The organism is Paenibacillus sp. FSL W7-1088 (assembly GCF_037969855.1).
Lineage (GTDB): Bacteria > Bacillota > Bacilli > Paenibacillales > Paenibacillaceae > Paenibacillus.
This window is the reverse complement of sequence record NZ_CP150216.1, coordinates 2619316-2637541: the sequence shown is the minus strand read 5'-3', so window position 1 is coordinate 2637541 and position 18226 is coordinate 2619316. Positions and strand designations below refer to the sequence as shown.

General features: G+C 45.5%; 19 protein-coding genes. All 19 read right to left on the bottom strand.

What is annotated here, in order from left to right:
- Positions 1–37: 37 nt before the first annotated feature.
- The 19 genes from frr to flhB all read right to left on the bottom strand — a co-directional run bounded on the left by frr (position 38) and on the right by flhB (position 18212).
- A complete protein-coding gene (gene frr, locus MKY42_RS12150) occupies positions 38–592 on the bottom strand; it encodes a ribosome recycling factor (protein WP_090896011.1) in 555 nt (184 codons plus the stop codon).
- Positions 592–1320, bottom strand: coding sequence for a UMP kinase (pyrH, locus tag MKY42_RS12145; RefSeq protein ID WP_024630245.1), 729 nt, complete (start codon positions 1318–1320; stop codon positions 592–594). The genes frr and pyrH overlap by 1 nt, the downstream gene beginning before the upstream one ends.
- Positions 1321–1549: 229 nt before the next feature.
- The gene (gene tsf / locus MKY42_RS12140; RefSeq protein ID WP_062326078.1) at positions 1550–2200 is read right to left on the bottom strand and encodes a translation elongation factor Ts; all 651 of its coding nucleotides are present in this window, start codon (positions 2198–2200) and stop codon (positions 1550–1552) included.
- A gap of 116 nt (positions 2201–2316) precedes the next feature.
- A complete protein-coding gene (gene rpsB, locus MKY42_RS12135) occupies positions 2317–3015 on the bottom strand; it encodes a 30S ribosomal protein S2 (RefSeq protein ID WP_024630243.1) in 699 nt (232 codons plus the stop codon).
- Positions 3016–3255: 240 nt separating this feature from the next.
- Complete coding sequence (locus tag MKY42_RS12130; RefSeq protein ID WP_090896009.1) at positions 3256–3888, bottom strand: endolytic transglycosylase MltG; 633 nt, start codon at positions 3886–3888, stop codon at positions 3256–3258.
- A 3-nt stretch (positions 3889–3891) separates the two neighbouring features.
- Entirely contained in the window at positions 3892–4464 is a 573-nt protein-coding gene (locus tag MKY42_RS12125) for a hypothetical protein (RefSeq protein ID WP_179265158.1), read from the bottom strand.
- A gap of 66 nt (positions 4465–4530) precedes the next feature.
- A complete protein-coding gene (locus tag MKY42_RS12120; RefSeq protein ID WP_179265159.1) occupies positions 4531–4845 on the bottom strand; it encodes a hypothetical protein in 315 nt (104 codons plus the stop codon).
- 52 nt (positions 4846–4897) lie between these two features.
- Positions 4898–6307 (bottom strand): FapA family protein, encoded by a 1410-nt coding sequence (locus tag MKY42_RS12115; RefSeq protein ID WP_090896002.1) that lies wholly within the window; start codon positions 6305–6307, stop codon positions 4898–4900.
- Positions 6308–6377: 70 nt separating this feature from the next.
- Complete coding sequence (locus MKY42_RS12110; RefSeq protein WP_072732409.1) at positions 6378–7166, bottom strand: FliA/WhiG family RNA polymerase sigma factor; 789 nt, start codon at positions 7164–7166, stop codon at positions 6378–6380.
- 15 nt (positions 7167–7181) lie between these two features.
- Positions 7182–7625: a hypothetical protein gene (locus MKY42_RS12105; protein WP_064639054.1), complete on the bottom strand. Its 444-nt coding sequence runs from the start codon at positions 7623–7625 to the stop codon at positions 7182–7184.
- 3 nt (positions 7626–7628) lie between these two features.
- Positions 7629–8126, bottom strand: a complete 498-nt coding sequence (locus MKY42_RS12100) for a chemotaxis protein CheD (protein ID WP_063566391.1) — start codon at positions 8124–8126, stop codon at positions 7629–7631.
- Positions 8119–8712: a chemotaxis protein CheC gene (locus MKY42_RS12095; protein ID WP_090902137.1), complete on the bottom strand. Its 594-nt coding sequence runs from the start codon at positions 8710–8712 to the stop codon at positions 8119–8121. Before MKY42_RS12095 ends, MKY42_RS12100 begins: the two co-directional genes overlap by 8 nt.
- A 37-nt stretch (positions 8713–8749) precedes the next feature.
- The gene (locus tag MKY42_RS12090) at positions 8750–9211 is read right to left on the bottom strand and encodes a chemotaxis protein CheW (protein ID WP_090896000.1); all 462 of its coding nucleotides are present in this window, start codon (positions 9209–9211) and stop codon (positions 8750–8752) included.
- Positions 9212–9253: 42 nt separating this feature from the next.
- On the bottom strand, positions 9254–11329 hold the full coding sequence (locus MKY42_RS12085; protein ID WP_179265160.1) for a chemotaxis protein CheA: 2076 nt from the start codon (positions 11327–11329) through the stop codon (positions 9254–9256).
- 32 nt (positions 11330–11361) lie between these two features.
- Positions 11362–12801, bottom strand: a complete 1440-nt coding sequence (locus MKY42_RS12080) for a chemotaxis response regulator protein-glutamate methylesterase (protein ID WP_090895997.1) — start codon at positions 12799–12801, stop codon at positions 11362–11364.
- Between the two features lie 33 nt (positions 12802–12834).
- On the bottom strand, positions 12835–13722 hold the full coding sequence (locus MKY42_RS12075; protein WP_090895995.1) for a MinD/ParA family protein: 888 nt from the start codon (positions 13720–13722) through the stop codon (positions 12835–12837).
- Entirely contained in the window at positions 13719–15074 is a 1356-nt protein-coding gene (gene flhF / locus MKY42_RS12070) for a flagellar biosynthesis protein FlhF (protein ID WP_179265162.1), read from the bottom strand. Before flhF ends, MKY42_RS12075 begins: the two co-directional genes overlap by 4 nt.
- Entirely contained in the window at positions 15071–17104 is a 2034-nt protein-coding gene (flhA, locus tag MKY42_RS12065) for a flagellar biosynthesis protein FlhA (protein ID WP_179265163.1), read from the bottom strand. The genes flhF and flhA overlap by 4 nt, the downstream gene beginning before the upstream one ends.
- Positions 17105–17129: 25 nt before the next feature.
- Entirely contained in the window at positions 17130–18212 is a 1083-nt protein-coding gene (gene flhB, locus MKY42_RS12060; RefSeq protein ID WP_177185672.1) for a flagellar biosynthesis protein FlhB, read from the bottom strand.
- Positions 18213–18226 lie beyond the last annotated feature (14 nt).

Below are 18226 nucleotides of genomic sequence, written 5' to 3'. Positions count from 1 at the left end.
GACAAAACCCCACCGTATTGGAGGGGCTGCGCTTGTCTTACACTTCCATGATTTCTTTTTCTTTGGCAGCGAGTACCTTATCGACTTCAGCAATAAACTTGTCGGTCGATTTTTGGATGTCGTCTTGATGTCTCCGGGACTCGTCCTCGGAAATGTCTGACTTCTCCATTTTTTTAATATCATCATTCGCATCACGGCGAATATTACGAATGGCTACTTTGCCTTCTTCACCAAACTTTTTCGTCAACTTCACAAGTTCTTGTCTGCGTTCTTCCGTAAGTGCTGGAATGGACAGACGAATCATAGTTCCGTCGTTCGCTGGCGTAAGACCAAGATCGGATTTCATAATAGCACGCTCAATGTCCCCCATGGAGGATTTATCCCACGGCTGGATCAGCAGTGTCCGGGAATCCGGTGTACTGATATTAGCCAATTGGTTGAGCGGAGTCATTGCACCGTAATACTCCACTTGAATCCGGTCGAGAAGAGCCGGAGTTGCACGACCTGCACGCAAAGTGGCAAGATCACGTCGTAACGCTTGAATCGCTTTATCCATACGTTCTTCGGCATGTTTTTTAACCGCTTGTGGCATTAATCTACACTCCCTTTAACGATTGTCCCGATGCGTTCACCAAGAACAACACGTTTGATGTTACCTTGTTCCGTAATGGCAAATACGATCAACGGAATGTTGTTGTCCTTACACAGCGAGGACGCCGTTGAGTCCATTACACCAAGATCTTTGTTAAGTATATCCATGTAAGTCAACTGATCAAACTTGACAGCGGTGCTGTCTTTAAACGGATCTGCTGAGTATACACCATCCACTTTATTTTTGGCCATCAAGATGACTTCTGCTTCGATCTCTGCTGCGCGCAGTGCTGCTGTTGTATCGGTGGAGAAGAACGGGTTACCTGTACCTGCTGCAAAAATAACGACCCGGCCTTTCTCCAGATGACGAATAGCTCTACGACGAATATAAGGCTCTGCAATTTGCTGCATAGCAATCGATGTCTGTACGCGAGTAGGTACTTCAATCTGTTCCAATGCATCTTGCAGTGCGAGCGAGTTCATAACCGTCGCCAGCATCCCCATATAATCCGCAGTCGCTCTGTCGATGCCGTTCTCGCTACCGGCAATTCCACGCCAGATGTTTCCGCCGCCGCATACGATGGCAACCTGTACACCTAGTTCAACTACTTCTTTTACTTGCTGGGCAATCGACGAGATCGTCTCTGCATCAATACCGTAGCCATTTTGACCGGAAAGAGACTCTCCGCTGACCTTTAAGACAACACGTTTAAATACTGGCTGTTCCAATTATTCACCCTCCACTTTGAATTGAACACCTTCGGCGTTCAATCAACAAAACTTCTCGCGCATGGCCTCCTGCTTAAAAAGAAAGGAACACAGTTGTGTTCCGCTCTTTTAGGAAAAACGTTCAACCGGTAAGGCATTGTTTTCCTGGGATATAAGGGAGTAGCGCTTCGAAGTTTCATCATTCTTATATCTTCGAAAATCATTTCTGCTTGCCGGTTTGAAAACCGTCTTATTTGTTTACTTGGGACATAACTTCTTCTACGAAGTTGTCTACTTTTTTCTCAAGACCTTCACCCAGTTCGTAACGAACGAAACGACGGATGGAGATGTTTTCACCGATTTGGCTAATTTTTTCGTTCAACAGTTGGGAGATCGTTTTGTCTGGATCTTTAACAAAGGTTTGCTCCAACAGGCAGAATTCTTCGTAATATTTACCGATACGGCCTTCAACCATTTTCTCAACGATTTTTTCTGGTTTGCCTTCGTTCAGAGCTTGAGCTTTCAGGATTTCTTTCTCTTTTTCCAGCTCTTCTGTAGGAACTTCTTCGCGAGTTACAAATTTCGGGCTCGCTGCCGCAATTTGCATAGCGATGTCCTTAACGAAATCTTTGAATTGATCTGTTTTACCAACAAAGTCAGTTTCACAGTTAACCTCTACCAGCACACCAATACGGCCACCAGCGTGGATATAAGATTCTACAACACCTTCAGTTGCTGCACGGCCAGCTTTGCTTGCTGCTGCTGACAGACCTTTTTCACGAAGCAATTCAGCTGCTTTCGTGATGTCACCGTTTGCTTCTTCCAGTGCTTTTTTACAATCGAGCATACCTGCGCCCGTTTTTTCACGGAGTTCTTTTACTGCACTCGCATTAACTGCCATTATTAATTCCCTCCAAAAATAAGTAATTGTACGTACACTCTAAAAAAAGGGCAGTGAGAGGTTATCCACCTACCAACCACCCTTTTCATTTAATTCATTAGATATGTTCGAATCTATTAAGCGGAAGTTTCTTCGCCTTGGTTAGCTTCGATAACGGCATCAGCCATTTTACCTGTCAACAGCTTAACGGCGCGAATTGCGTCGTCGTTACCCGGAATTACATAATCGATCTCATCCGGATCGCAGTTTGTATCAACGATACCTACAATTGGGATACCCAATTTGCGAGCTTCCGCAACAGCGATACGCTCTTTGCGCGGATCGATGATGAACAGGGCGCTTGGCAGGCCTTTCATATTTTTAATACCGCCGAGGAATTTCTCCAGACGATCTTTCTCTTTGCGAAGCAAGATTACTTCTTTTTTAGGCAATACAGCGAAAGTACCGTCTTCTTCCCAAGCTTCCAACTGTTTCAAACGATCAATACGTTTTTGAATAGTTGAGAAGTTAGTCAGGGTACCGCCGAGCCAACGTTGGTTAATGTAGAATTGACCAGCGCGTTCAGCTTCTTCTTTAACGGAATCTTGAGCTTGTTTCTTAGTACCCACGAAAAGAATTGTACCATTCTCTCCTGCGATTCCTTTAACGAAGTTGTAAGCCTCTTCGACTTTTTTCACTGTCTTTTGCAAGTCAATGATATAAATTCCGTTTCTTTCAGTGAAGATATAACGATCCATTTTTGGGTTCCAACGACGAGTTTGGTGACCGAAGTGTACCCCAGCTTCGAGAAGCTGCTTCATGGAGATTACTGCCATCTTCACACACCTCCTAATATGGTTTTATTGTGTCCTCCGCCGGCATCATTTTTCGCCAAGACTCTCCATCAGGAAAGCACCCTCAACAAAATTAGCACATGCGTGTGTTTTAACACCGTTATCTAATATAGCATAACTGATTGCCTGATGCAACAGTCTTTCAAAGCAATTTATTGATCCATCATAGCGAGACAAAACTTGTCATTATTTATACGAAAAAACCGCCCTGCCTGAGCGTACTCAGTTTGACGGTTCTTTTGTAATCTTGGCGATAATAGATTTGAAGCTTTCGCCTTTTTCCAAGTCATAGGTACCAACCTGTATTTTGGTGTTAATCCGCTCTGCTCTTCCAGCCTTTATGAAAGCTTGTGCACTATCGACAATCCCGGCTTTCTCCAGATTCCCGGCCACGATGGCCAGACTGTTGCCTGAACGTACTTTGAACGATACAGTAGCCGCAGCTTCTGGACGATTAGGCGTTGACGGTTCGGTCGTCTTTGGCTGATCTACTTCGTCCTGTTTGTCGTTTTCATTGGTATCAGGTTGCTTTGGATCGTCAGGTTGCTCCGGTTTCACAGCCGATTCTGCCGCTTCAGGTGCCGTTGCCGTTTTCCCCTGCAGTTCACTGCTTTCCTGTTTCTTCTTCGCTACCCACTCAGCTTCTGTATACAGCTCATCATCAGAAGCTACAAGCTTCATATCCATGCTCTTAGCGGCTGCTTCAAGCTGTTCCATCGTCAGGTTGGCTGTAGCCAGTTCAGGGTCGAGATTACTCTCAGACAGTGCGTTTTGTCCAACCGTTGCAAGCTGCAGCAATACCGCACCAACAATCATGCCACTTCCAAGTCCAATCCATAAGGAGCGCTTGTCCATCTGTTAGCTCTCCTCCCGTTCTGCCAACTGTAAAATCAGCTGCACTTCTCCACGTTGTATGCCCGTCTGCTTGGCAATGGCATCCACTGACTTTCCTTCAGCATATAAATTAAACAGCTCTGCATATCGGTCCTTAATGGATTCACGTACAGGCTTAGATTCTTGTTCAGCGGCCTGCTCGTCTGCTTCTGACACCTGTTGGGCCGAATCTGCTCTTACACTGTCTACAAGCGCCTGAGCTTGCAATCCGCTTGAGCTATGTACCGGAATTATATTGGAGGGTACATCTGTTTGTGTCGCTTTACTTTCTTCCAGTTGATCCAGCCTCCGCTGTAATTCCTGAAGCTGTGATTGCATGCGCTGATCTGCCGCCGTCGCCTCACCCTTCATTTCAGCAACACGCTGAATAAGAGCATCATTGTCGTTTTCTATCTCAGCCATATAGTGTTCAAGCGTAGATTCCATCTCTTGCACCAGGTGATGCCCAGGCTCCTGCACCTTGTTTTTCTTGGGCATGATAAGCGCATATGCAATTGCGCAGGCTCCTAATATGACAATAATGATCCATGGTGACAAATTGGGTTCTCTCCTTTTAATGCAGCCATCGAGGTTCAAGACTACACGTGAGTCACATGTTATCCATTACAACGACAGGTCAATATGTTTACCTTTGTATGGATGCTCAGCAGGTTTGGCAGGTTCCAGGGCCGAAGTAGCTTCAGGTTCGTTGGAGCCACTCTGCTGCTCTTTGTTTCTAGATTGGCCATCACGAATATCTGTATGCGCTGTTTCATCCAAGGCCTCGCTTCGTTGCCTTGCTTCATTTGCTTCTTTGGCCGTTTGTTCCGCCAGCAAGTTCTGATCAATGACCGGTCTCTGCTGGGCTTCACTCTGATAACGCCCCGCCTCACTTGTTCTAGGTACGGCAATCTGCAGCTCAACCGCTTTGAAACTCATACGCTCACCTCACGGTATCGAATGGATTTCTTCATGTGCCTGAATGCTGTACTTAAACGAATGGAACCATCGTAATATCCCCATCATGATAATAAAAAGAAATTCGACTTATCGGATCTTTAATAAATTTGGTGTATCTGCCGATAACTATTTTAGAGCCACCGTAAATCATCTTATGAATATCGACGCGAGCCCTGCTTGTATCTTCAAGTACCTTCTCAATTTCAAAGATACGTGTTTTCGTTTCCTCGCTAAGACGAAGGGCAGATTTTTGTGTAGCACTTAGTTTGATCCGCATGGACATTTTATCCGGGCTCAGTTGGCCTGCAGCAGCTAACTGATCCAATAATGTCAAAGCTTTTTTCGTCTTATCCAAAGCATCCATCTGCTCCCTGACTTCCTTACGCAAGTCACTCAACTCATTACGGAGCTTAGGCAGTACGCCTACTTCAATGGAAGTCACAGTAGACATGGTGTTGCCAACAACACGTGCCGAGACGTTTTCACCAGCCTGGATCGACCCGCCAACGATAAGTCCTTTAGTGCCTTCACAGATCACCGCATGACCTGCTCGAATCGTGGAATGCATAATACTTTGGGATACCAGGACGTTTTCAGCCGCATCGACGTTACCTTCTTGAATAAACGTACATTTCACGTTATGTCCGGCTTGTATAAGCCCTTTGTTATAACCAATAATACCGCCGGTAATTTCGACAGAGCCACCTGCTTCCAGTTCAGCTCCCTCGACCCCTCCGACGACACGTATATCCCCCGCCGCTTTTACTTTAAATCCGGTAAGCACATTGCCACGAATGACAACCGTACCCACAAAATCGATGTTACCGGTGTTATAATCCACATCGCCATTAATCTCGTATACCGGAAACACATTCAGTTTGTTGCCATCTGTTTTGGTAACCAATCCATCCAGAGCGGCATACATCGCTGATCCATCAGGGTTAACAACAACATTTTTCCCCACTTTGAAGCGTGCTTCTTTCCCTGGTCGAAATGGTATTTCTTCACCTGTTACAGCCCTTCCCACCGTGCCATCCACAGGAGGAATTCGTTCGGCAATGATTTGACCTGTTCGAACATTGTTTAAGCGAGTCACTTCTTTGTAGTCAACTTTTCCATCCTCGGCCTCCAGAGGGCGGCGTTCATTGGAATCGTCCATGCCCACCAGCACTTTAATAAATCCATCCGTTCCCGGTACTGGTTTGATCCCTTCGGCAATCTTGTATCGATCCTTCACATACGTCTCAGGATGATTCACAAAAACAAGCAATGCTTCGCGCAGCACACCATACTTAATACCCTGACTCGCTAAATATTTTTCGAGTTCGTCCGGTGTACAGGCAAAACCTTCATCCTGTTTGGAAAATTCAAGGTAGGCCGTACTTTTATCATCTGATAAAACAATGCTCAAACACTGTTCCAAAACAGTTTGCTGTGTCAATGCATTTCTTCCCCCTTTAGACTTTCCACTCCCCAATATCCAATGTTAAAGCTCTATATTCATATATTAATTAATCTTTGCGCATAAGCAAGTCTTTCTGTTTATCCAGTGTTCCACGTAACCGTAAGATGGCCTTTGAGTGCAGCTGCGAGATACGTGACGGGGAAAGCGACATTACCTCAGCAATTTCACTAAGAGACAGATCTTCATAGTATAAAAGTGAAACTACCGTTCTCTCTTTGACCGTCAATTTTTCTAGCCCTTGCACTAAAGCTTCTTTTAAGTAGAATTCATTTACTTTGTAATCCGGGTTTTTGGCTTTTTCATCGACCATTAATGAAAGTCGAGTCTCGGACTCTTCTTCCCGGATTGGATCTTCCAGAGAGCACAGCGACATCACTGCCACTTCCTGAAGCATATGTTGAAAGTCTTTCGTAGACACGTCGAGATACTGACTCATTTCTTCATCACTTACGGAGCGTAAATATGTCTGCTCTAGCTGTTGGTAAGCATCTTCAATCCGCTTAGCTTTCTCCCGCACGGAACGAGGAACCCAATCTCCCTGACGTAAACCATCCAGAATGGCACCGCGCACCCGCCAGGATGCGTACGTCTCAAATTGAAGACCACGTTCATAGTCAAATTTCTCCAACGCATCAATTAATCCCATGACTCCATTGCTTTCCAGATCATCTTTCGGAACATTTTTGGGCAGACCCACAGCCAAACGTCCGGATACATAGTTTACAATATGAAGGTACTTTTCGATCAAACTTTTCTTGGCTTCAAGGTCACCTTGTTCTTTCCACTTTTCCCACAAGTCAGCGTGGTTCAGATGTGAAGCTTTACGCTCGTTCAATTGCTTTCACCCTCCTTATTTGTCTGTCAGGTGACGAACGGCCTGCGCCAACTCCTCCGGATCCTTGGTCCGGACAAGTTTAGGCGGATCCAAAGGGGCAAATCCCGTTGGAGCTTTCGTCTCAGATGGTGGAAGGTTCTCCCCAGAGGAGGCGTTCTGTCCATGTTTGAGCAAGTCATTCAGCTCTTGTCCATCGTCTTCGAGTTTAATGTCCACCTGTGAACCTCTTAGTTCTTGAGCGCCCGGTGAATCATAACCATACCCATTTCCCTCTGATGAAGGGTTCAGCAGCAATCCCAGTCCCCAGCGTAAACCATAAGCAAGGACAAACCAGGCTACAAAGCCGATCAACCCGCGTATTAAACTGGTCATCAACACATTGCTGCTGTATGCTACAAAAAAAGTCAGAATAAATCCGACTATGCCTGCTCCAAGATTAATGCGGTAGTTTCCTATCATGTCTTATAGTTCCTTTACACCCATTTGGACACTTCGAATAGTCAAAAGTCCAGTTTCACAGTCCATTTCAATCGTTCGTCCATAATTCCCACCTGTATCTTCGGCAAGGAGTGGAATTCCAAGCTTTTCTAACCATTCCCGACAAGAATCCGCATTCCTCGGTCCGATACGCATCGTATCCCCTGCTCCCGCGAAGGCAAACATCTGAGACCCTCCAGCCATTTTGGACACAATACGTGAACGAGATGCACCGAGTTGTATCATTCTTTGTAACAATTCCGGCAATGCGGTATCTGCATATTTGGCTTTGTTCAAAGTTCCTTCACGAGCAATCTCTGAAGTGGGGAGCATGACATGCGCCATTCCGGCAAGCTTCAGATGAGGATCATACATTGTTAATCCCACACAAGAGCCCAAGCCAGTCGTACGGATTACGCCGGGAAGATGAGCAATGTTCAAATCCGCCATACCGACTTTAACGACGCTTTTGTCCTCAATCATGATCCAGTGGCACCCCTAGAGATTCAAATATCTTAGCAAATGATGGCGGGTCGGGAATCAGGAAAAATTGCCCCTCTACCTGATCTTCACCTTCAAAGAAAGATGTGTCAATCAATAATGCATCGTCTCCCATTTCACCAAACTGCAACAGACCATAACTCAAAATGGCTCCTGCCATATCAATAGCAAGTCCAGGAACGGTTGGATACATAGATAGTTTTGTGAAATCTGCCAAAGAAGAAAGGTATGAACCCGCCAAAATATTCCCGATTTCGGACAGAGCCGATTGTTCCATCTCCGTGAATGCAAGACCTTCCTTCAGATCAAAACCGGCAAGCCGGTTCAGCAGCATCTTGGCAGCCTCAGGCGTCATCATGAAGAACAGATTGCCTGGTGCTTCGCCTTCAACACGAAGAAATACAGTCACAACAATACGTTCATCTCCGCCAACTTTTTCAGCAACTTCTTCAAAAGGAAGCATCTGTACTGTGGGTACACCCATGTCAATCGGTCTATTGAGAAGCTGAGACAACGCCGTTGCGGCGTTGCCTGCTCCAATGTTACCGACCTCTTTGAGTACATCCATTTGGAAACCCTCAAATCGGTTGAACAGCTCCACGGTGTTAGCCCTCAATACTTTCCAGCTGTACAATCTCGCTTTTATTTAATACTTCGTTCAGGTTAAGCATTATCAACAAGCGCGCATCCTCCAGCTTGGCTACACCGCGCAGGTATCTTGCTTTGACTCCACCAACCACTTCAGGCGGACTATCGATAGCATCTCGTTTGATGTCAATAACATCATTTGCAGAATCAACGATAAAGCCAACTTGCATATCGTCCACACCTACAATGACAATACGGGTTTGATCCGTATATTCTGTTTCCGGCAAAGCGAAGCGACCACGCAGATCAATGACGGGAATAACGACACCACGTAAGTTAATAACTCCTTTTACAAAAGAGAAGGTCTTCGGAACACGGGTGATAGGCATCATACGCTCGATCGTCTGAACCTTGTCTACCTCAATACCATACTCTTCGGAACCTAATTTAAAGACAATGACTTTCAACTCTTCTTCCATGGAAAAAACCTCCCTATTAAATGTAAGACTTATCTTGCGTGCTTATTTAATAAATGCATTAGGGTCAAGAATCAGAGCTACTTGTCCATCTCCCAGAATCGTTGCACCAGAGATCCCTTCAATGGAAGGAAGATAAGTCCCCATCGATTTAAGAACTATCTCACTCTGTCCAATAAATTCTTCAACGGCTACAGCTGCAAGACGTTCACCTTTCCGAATGACTACAATTTCAGTTTCTTGTTCGTCCGCATCATTGAAATCAGGCACTCCGAAAACTTCGCTCAATGACAGGTACGGAATTAGAGACTCTCGGAACGTGATCATTTTATTGCCATGAATGTTGCGAACCTGTTCCCGCTGGACAATAGCTGTCTCCACAATAGAAGACAAAGGAACAGCATATTTCTCGGACCCTAGTCGAACAAGCATCGCAGCGATAATAGACAGGGTCAATGGTAACTGAACAGAGAAGTTAGTCCCTTTACCTGGTGTCGAATGAATGGTTACATTCCCACCAAGGGAAGTGATTTTGGATTTTACAACATCCAAGCCTACTCCACGGCCGGAGATATCCGAGATTTTATCAGCGGTACTGAAGCCTGGTGCAAACAACAGCTGGTTGACTTCATCATCGCTCATCTTGGCACCTTGTTCTTCGGTAACAACACCACGTTTGACCGCTGTTCTCAAAAGATTATCGCGGTAAATGCCTTTACCGTCATCTTCGATTTCGATAAATACATGATTTCCGCTATGGAAGGCCCGAAGATTAACTGTTCCCAATTCCGGTTTACCTGCTGCCACACGCTCTGCGATCGATTCAACCCCATGGTCAACTGCGTTACGCAGCAAATGCACCAGCGGATCGCCAATCTCATCGATTACAGTCCGATCAAGTTCCGTTTCGGCACCCGTAATGACCAGATCGATCTTTTTGTCGAGTGTTTTAGCCAGGTCACGAATCATACGTGGGAAACGGTTGAATACCGTATCTACAGGAACCATCCGCAATTTCAATACAATATTTTGCAAATCTGTACTAACTCTGCTCAGATGAGCTACCGTATCGGATAAATCATTGTTACCCGTCTCGCTGGCCAACTGCTCGAGACGCGAACGATCGATTAGTAACTCACTGAACAAGTTCATCAGTACATCCAGACGTTCGATATCCACGCGGATGGTACGTGATGGTGCAGCAGCTTGTTTTGGTGCAACTGTTTTAGTCGCTGCCGGTTTATTTGGTTCTTCTTTCGATGAAGAATTCGGTTCCTGGGATGCATCTACTGGAGCAGGAACAGGTGCAGCTTCCACTTCAGCTGTTACCGCAGCCTGATTAGTCATCTGCTGAAGCGTCTCTTGATCCAGCTGAATGACCTTGGCACTCTCAATTTCAGAGATGCTCATAATGCCTTTTTCAAGTTCCTGCGCCTCTTTGGTTGTTATGTAATACAACGAAAAACTGCGCTCAAACTTCTCTTGCTCGATATCCTGAACGGTTGGGAACGATTTAACCACTTCACCCGAGCGTTCCAACAGATCGAAGACCATATATGCACGTACGCCCTTCAGCTGGCTCTGCTCGCTGACAAGAACTTCAATATAGAGCACACGGTGACCTTCAGCTATGGACTGGTCCAATACGGAGTACTGGAATTCGTCGAGTTCAACCGCGCTTGATGTTGTTGTACCTGATGATTGATTTACTTCTGCTACCGGAGCAGTACCTCCCGTCCATTCACCACTCTCAATGGCTTGGAGAGAAGCTACGATGGAGGAGACATCCGCTTTACCCTCTCCACCTTGTGTAATATCCTGGACCATTGTTTCCAAAGCATCCAAACTCTTGAATAGAGTATCAAAAATAAAATCCTGCATTTTCAACTTTTCGTTACGTACCAGATCCAGCACATTTTCCATTTTGTGGGTCAATGATGCCAAATCCTCAAAACCCATTGTAGCAGCCATACCCTTCAACGTATGAGCAGAGCGGAATATGACCTGAACAATTCCCAAATCCTCCGGACTGCCTTCGAGTTGAAGCATATTTTCGTTAAGGGACTGCAGATGATCATTAGACTCATCAATAAACATAGATAAATATTGATTCATGTCCATTGTGAGGCACCTCCTCCATGAGTTAACTCCGTTTATTTCACAGCTTGAACAAGTTTTGGCGCAATCTCCTGCAAGGGCAGAAGATGACGCACGCATTGCAGCTCTACAGCAGAACGCGGCATACCATACACAACACAAGTTTCTTCATTCTCTGCAAAGGTTGATGTGACACCCGCTTCATACAATTTTTTCATCATACGAGCGCCATCACTGCCCATCCCTGTCAGCAAAACCAGATGTCGTTGCAATGATGTGTACGGCAGCAGCGATTCAAACATCGTATCTACTGAAGGCCTGTGTCCATTAACTGGTTCTTCCTCTGTCAGCTTTATGGTGAACCTTCCATCCGCAGTTTTGTTGACTTTGACATGGAAGCCGCCTGGAGCAATATAGGCTGTCCCTTTTCGTAGAACCATGCCTTCCTCAGCTTCAACCACATGCAGTTCACTGAACGTATTCAATCGCTGCGCAAGGGAACGGGTAAAGTTCGGCGGCATATGCTGTACGATAATGACTGGAGCAGGTAAATCACCTGGCAGTTGCTCCAGCAAAGTTTTGAGGGCTCTAGGTCCCCCAGTTGAACAACCAATTGCCACAAGTTTGTTAACTGATCCTTCCGGTCCTCCTGCTCCCTTATGAGACGGGATAACCTTTGCAACATCTTTGGATGGTTCAGTTGAAGCTGCCGCTGTCTCCTGTTCTGCCAATCGAGATATATTGGACAAACGGTTTTCCTTGGGAGGCTGCGCTGGCTTGTTTGGCTTTGCTAATTTGTCAGTAAAGGCATCTGAAGCCCGATTTGCATCTCGTAAAGGTTGCAGCTTTTTGTCCATACGTTCTGCATTCTGCTTTGTCAGTGGGACAGTAGGTGGCTTCGGTTTTGCTCTTAAAGGTTCAGTTTGTCCGCTGCCAAGTCGTTTTCCTGACTGGGTAGGTTCTATCGTTTTCTTCAATTCACCTTTACGATCTGGTAAAGAAGGATCAACCTGAACTCGCTGGGACTGTTGCAACAGTTTGCTCTGTGCTTCATCCCGTTTCTTCATCGATGCTTCACGATCGGCTTTTCGCTTAATTTCATCCATAGCTGCTCGCATCCGCTCAACCAGCGCTTTACCTACTTGGGCAATGTCCTGATCATGCACAATCGATGGCTTACGAATAAAGTCAAACGCACCCGCCTCGAGAGCCATGATGGTTTCCTTCATGCCTTGTTCATTGATACCCGAGAGCATAATCACCGGAACGAAAGATTGCTTCATGATCGATTTTAATGCGTCCAACCCATTCATTTCAGGCATCTCAACGTCCATTGTGATAACATCGGGCTTCAACTCTATTGCTTTTTGAATAGCTTCCTTACCATTTGATGCTGTTGCCGTAACCTTAAACTCCGAATCTGCTTCAATTAAGTCTGAAACAATTTTACGCATAAAAGCGGAATCATCGACAACCAAAACTTGATACACCGCCATGTTATTTCCACCCCTATTTCCTTTATTCAGAAATCATGTTGTCCGCTTTAGCCACTTTTTCATAAATCCTCTGATTCCTGTCAAGGTTTCGGATCCCGGAGCAGCAGGTGCAGCCAGATAGTAATGTGCGAGTTTCAATATATCCCTGGAAGCTTTTGCATTTGGATATGCCAGACTGTATGGCACTTGCCTTTTAACTGCCTTTACAACTTGGGCATCTTCGGAAATATATCCAAGTAGCGGGATATCGATCTGTAAAAATCTTTTTGCCACTCCAGCTATTTTATCCGCCACCCGTTCCGCCTCTTGCTGGTCTTCAACCCGGTTAACGATCATCCGAAAGGGTGTGGCATTTTCCTGGCCATGCATAACTTTAACTAAAGCATAAGCATCGGTTATTGAAGTCGGTTCAGGTGTGGTGATGATCAGACATTCATCAGCTGCACCGATAAATTTCATATTTTCTCTGGAAAGTCCTGCCCCTGTATCAAAAATGACATAATCCATTTCCTGTGCAATCTCTTCAACTTGTCCAGCAAAAAACTCCAGATCTCGATCTGACAATGAGAACAATTCTTTCATCCCCGAACCTCCGGCGATATAAGGCAACCCGCTTGCACCTAGCTGTATGATTTCCTGTATGGATTTCTGTCGGTATAACAGATGGTACAGATTATAAGGAGAAGAGGTTCCCATCAGGACATCAATATTAGCCATCCCTATATCTGCATCAAACACCAATACCTTTTGCCCCATCGCCTGTAAGCTCAATGCAAAGTTAAGTGTAAAGTTGGATTTACCAACCCCTCCCTTTCCACTGGCAACGGTTATGATTTTGGAGGAGCGTGAATCACGTCCCCTCCCCTCCTCTCCGTTAGGCATGGCGACCATACTTCTGAGTGAGGCTGCCTGGTCCTTCATTGTACAAGCTCTCCTAACAATTGTTTGGTCAGAGAATCCGCATCAGGCTTGAGCAGGTCATCCGGCACATTTTGTCCGTTAGCCACATAAGCAAGTTTGAGCGGAAAACGGTGAAGCAGGTTAAACATTGGACCGCAGCTTCCGGTCTCATCCATCTTGGTAAAAATAACCTTATCCAGCCCATATTTGCTGAAATGCTCCGTAATTTGAACCATATCAGCACTTTTGGAAGTCATGCTCAAAACCAAAAAGGTTTCACTATTTTCCAAAGGCGCGAGTAAACTTTGCAGTTCTGAAACAAGCAACTCATTTCTGTAGTTTCTTCCGGCTGTATCCATGAAGATCAGATCACATTCCTCAAGACGGGAGATCGCACGTTGTGTATCACCCGGGGATTGTACGACCTCTAGCGGAACATTTAAGATGGATGCGTATGTTCTAAGTTGTTCTACTGCTGAGATCCGATAGGTATCCGATGTAATGAACCCTACCTTTCGCTGTTTGTTGAACATCTGTTCAGCCGCCAGCTTGGCAATGGTCGTTGTTTTACCAACACCCGTTGGCCCAGCTACATACACAATGCGTGTGGTTGGCAAAATACCCACGTCGATACGTTTCTCCAAAAAATGCGATATTTCCAATTGAACTGCTTGAACAGCTTCTACTTCATTTAATCCTTTTTCAGAGAGCTTCGTCTGAACAAGCTCAAACCAAGATTCCCATACTTCTGGCCAAATGTCTTGCTCCATCAACCTTTCTCGAAGAGCATGAAGCTCCTCTGGTAGAAGGTCTGCCGAAGCTCCTTGTTTAGACAACTTGGTCATCATCAGTTTGAGCTCCTGCAATTCAGACATCAGTTGGTCCTGCTGTGGATCGATCGCCTTCTCCTGCTGCCCACTCGCAGATGTTAAACCCGAAAAATCCGCCCCTTGCGGTCGCGGTTTATGCTCGATACTCAAAGAAGCTCTGCCGTTGCCCATGTCTGAACCGAGTTTACTCGATTCAGACACAGCTGTGGCATCCGTCGCTTTCTCTTGCACATTTTTTTCAGCGATACTTGCAGCCGATTCTTCAGAAGCAACGACAAACGAACGAGCCGTTTGCCGATATGCTTCAGGTACAAATGCGCGAGGTACGGGTGAAAATTGGTTTTGTAATTGATTTGTAGCCTGTTTTTTTTCTTCCTTATCTACAGCTGCTACAACTTCGATCCTTTTCTTTCGGAACATTCCCAGCACACCGCCCACCTTGATTTCCTTGGTGGACAGAATGACGGCATCACTTCCCAGGTCTTTACGAATTTGAAGCATAGCTTCGGGCATGGTTTCAACGACGTATTGTTTTACTCTCATAAGTTCACCACCCCGACACTTTGGATTTCAACATTCGGTTCCAACTCACTATAGGAAAGCACTGGTATGTCCTGCATGGTGCGCTCAATCACCTGACGAAGATACATACGAATGGTTGGAGAAGTTAATACAACTGGCTGCTGGCCCGACTGGATCAATCGATTAACTTGTTCAGTCAACTTTTGATATACACTTTGTGTTGAAGCCGGATCCAATGCAAGGTAACTGCCTTGATCGGATTGCTGCACACTCTCTGCAATTTTCTTCTCCAGACCAGGTCCAACAGTGATTACTCTAAGCGTTTCACCTTTTTGAGAGAATTGCTGGGTAATCTGACGAGAGAGCGATTGTCTCACGTATTCCGTCAGTACATCCGGGTCTTTGGTATACGTTCCGTAGTCCGCGAGTGTCTCAAAGATTGTAACCATATCACGAATGGAGACTTTCTCACGCAACAACTTGGCGAGCACTTTCTGTACATCTCCGATAGACAGGACGGATGGGATGAGCTCATCCACCAGCGCAGCATAATTCTCTCTGAGATTATCCACAAGTGCTTTGGTTTCTTGTCTGCCAAGTAACTCATGCGCATGCTTCTTAATCAATTCAGTCAGATGTGTGGCTACAACTGAGGGAGGATCTACCACTGTATATCCTGCAAGTTCAGCTCTGTCTTTGGTTACTTCATCTATCCATAACGCTGGAAGACCAAAGGCCGGCTCTGTCGTTTCGATTCCTGTAACCGATTCCTCTTCATACCCCGGACTCATAGCCAGATAATGATTCAACAACAGTTCTCCGCCGCCAACAACATTACCCTTGATTTTGATGACATATTCATTCGGTCTTAATTGGATATTATCCCGAATACGGATAACGGGAACGACTAACCCCAGTTCAAGAGCACACTGCCTACGAATCATAATGATCCGATCCAATAAGTCCCCACCCTGTTGATTGTCAGCCAGAGGAATCAAACCGTAACCAAATTCAAACTCGATAGGGTCCACCTGAAGAAGGTTGATTACACTCTCCGGACTTCTAACTTCTTCGATCTGCTGCTCCTCTTCCATTTGCTCCTCTGCCTCTTGCTTCTGATTCAGATTGTTCTGCATCCTCCATCCGGCAAAAGCCAGCAACCCTGCAAGCGGCAACGTTGTAATAATGTGGATCGGCGTGAAAAAGCCGAGCATAGCTATTACAAAAGATACAATATAAAGGAGCATCGGGTATGTAAACAATTGCCCCGTAATGTCATCGGCCAAATTCCCTTCCGATGATGCTCTTGTTACAATAAGACCTGCTGCTGTAGATATCAGGAGTGCAGGAATCTGGCTAACCAGCCCATCCCCGATCGTCAATACGGAATAGGTGGATAGCGCATCGGCAAAAGCGAGACCATGTACCGTCATCCCGATGATAAAACCACCAATAAGATTGATCAGGAGAATAATGATACTTGCAATAGCGTCCCCTTTTACAAATTTACTGGCTCCATCCATGGCTCCGTAAAAATCAGCTTCGCGTTCAATTTTGGAACGGCGTTCACGTGCTTGCTGCTCGTTGATCAGGCCTGCATTCAAATCTGCGTCGATACTCATCTGTTTACCAGGCATCGCATCAAGGGTGAATCGTGCTGCAACTTCAGCTACACGCTCCGATCCCTTCGTAATAACGATAAACTGAACAACGACGAGAATCAGAAACACGATAAATCCGATGGCTATCTGTCCGCCAGCGATCCAGCTACCAAAGGTAGCGACTACCGATCCTGCGTTTCCTTGACCCAAAATCAGTTTTGTTGTTGATATGTTGAGTGCTAATCGAAACAACGTCGTAATCAGCAGCAATGCAGGAAAGATGGAAAATTGCAGTGCTTCTTTGCTGTTCATTGCAACAAGCAGTATCATCAGTGCAAGTGAGATATTGATGACAAGCAACATGTCCAACAACCAGGTTGGGATCGGGAGAATCATCATCAACACGATGCCGATGATACCCGCAAGGACAGCTATATCTTTTATTTTCAATGGATGTACGGCCTCCGATCCCCTGTTATTTCGTTCTGCCCTTTAATTTATATACATAAGCCAGCACTTCGGCTACCGCTTGAAACAAATCAGCCGGTATGGCGTCACCAATCTCGGCTCTCTGGAACAATGCCCGTGCCAGCGGCTTGTTTTCCATGGTAATGACACCGTGCTCTTTGGCAATTTCCTTAATACGTAAGGCGACGTAATCCTGACCTTTGGCTATAATCTGGGGCGCTTCCATCTCCGAGCCCTCATACTTAAGCGCAACGGCAAAGTGAGTTGGGTTGGTGATAATCACGTCCGCTTTGGGAACTTCCTGCATCATGCGCTGAACAGCCATACGACGCTGACGCTCCCTGATTTTACCCTTGATCAGTGGGTCACCTTCCATTTTTTTGTATTCGTCCTTGATGTCTTGCTTGGACATCCGAATGTTCTTTTCGTAATCATACTTCTGGTACATATAATCGAGTACAGCAAGTACTAACAGGGCTACTGCAATCTTGATTCCCAAGCTTAAGGTGATTGAAGCAGCAAAATGCAGAATCGCATCCAATGAAAAGTGAGACAATGAAGCAATATCTGACTGATAACCTGTGATTGTACTGTAAACCAGAAAGCCGATAATCGACATTTTCATAATGGATTTAGCAAACTCCACCAAAGAACGAAGAGAAAAAATGTTCTTGAACCCTTTAATCGGATCCAACTTTTCCAGTTTCGGCTTTAAACCCTCTCCTACAAGCAGGAAACCTACCTGCATGTAATTGACAATTAACGCAACGAGTACCGCACCGAGCAAAACAGGAGCAAGCAATAGCATCACCTCGATGCCATAACGCATCATTAAGGCTACGACATTCTCCCCGGTAATTTCCATACTCATCCGATTAATGAAGATGTCTGTAAACAATCGAACTATACGTTCTTTGTAAAAGTTACTGAACATCATCATGATCAAAAAGGTGAATAGGAGAATGGATGCGCCGGACAGCTCCATACTTTTGACAACCTGTCCTTTTTTTCGCGTATCCTGCCTCTTTTTCGGGGTAGCCTTCTCTGTTTTTTCCCCTGCGAACATCTGGAGGTCGAGTTGATATTTCATTCGAATCTTGTCCT

Excerpts from the sequence above, each read along its gene's own strand:
- MKY42_RS12105 (WP_064639054.1), bottom strand. The coding sequence starts at position 7,625 with ATGATAGGAAACTACCGCATTAATCTTGGAGCAGGCATAGTCGGATTT.
- MKY42_RS12130 (WP_090896009.1), bottom strand. The coding sequence starts at position 3,888 with ATGGACAAGCGCTCCTTATGGATTGGACTTGGAAGTGGCATGATTGTT.
- MKY42_RS12120 (WP_179265159.1), bottom strand. The coding sequence starts at position 4,845 with ATGAGTTTCAAAGCGGTTGAGCTGCAGATTGCCGTACCTAGAACAAGT.
- MKY42_RS12075 (WP_090895995.1), bottom strand. The coding sequence starts at position 13,722 with ATGAAGGACCAGGCAGCCTCACTCAGAAGTATGGTCGCCATGCCTAAC.
- MKY42_RS12080 (WP_090895997.1), bottom strand. The coding sequence starts at position 12,801 with ATGGCGGTGTATCAAGTTTTGGTTGTCGATGATTCCGCTTTTATGCGT.
- MKY42_RS12090 (WP_090896000.1), bottom strand. The coding sequence starts at position 9,211 with ATGGAAGAAGAGTTGAAAGTCATTGTCTTTAAATTAGGTTCCGAAGAG.
- rpsB (WP_024630243.1), bottom strand. The coding sequence starts at position 3,015 with ATGGCAGTAATCTCCATGAAGCAGCTTCTCGAAGCTGGGGTACACTTC.
- frr (WP_090896011.1), bottom strand. The coding sequence starts at position 592 with ATGCCACAAGCGGTTAAAAAACATGCCGAAGAACGTATGGATAAAGCG.
- tsf (WP_062326078.1), bottom strand. The coding sequence starts at position 2,200 with ATGGCAGTTAATGCGAGTGCAGTAAAAGAACTCCGTGAAAAAACGGGC.
- flhB (WP_177185672.1), bottom strand. The coding sequence starts at position 18,212 with ATGAAATATCAACTCGACCTCCAGATGTTCGCAGGGGAAAAAACAGAG.
- MKY42_RS12100 (WP_063566391.1), bottom strand. The coding sequence starts at position 8,126 with ATGATTGAGGACAAAAGCGTCGTTAAAGTCGGTATGGCGGATTTGAAC.
- MKY42_RS12085 (WP_179265160.1), bottom strand. The coding sequence starts at position 11,329 with ATGGACATGAATCAATATTTATCTATGTTTATTGATGAGTCTAATGAT.
- MKY42_RS12095 (WP_090902137.1), bottom strand. The coding sequence starts at position 8,712 with ATGGATGTACTCAAAGAGGTCGGTAACATTGGAGCAGGCAACGCCGCA.
- flhF (WP_179265162.1), bottom strand. The coding sequence starts at position 15,074 with ATGAGAGTAAAACAATACGTCGTTGAAACCATGCCCGAAGCTATGCTT.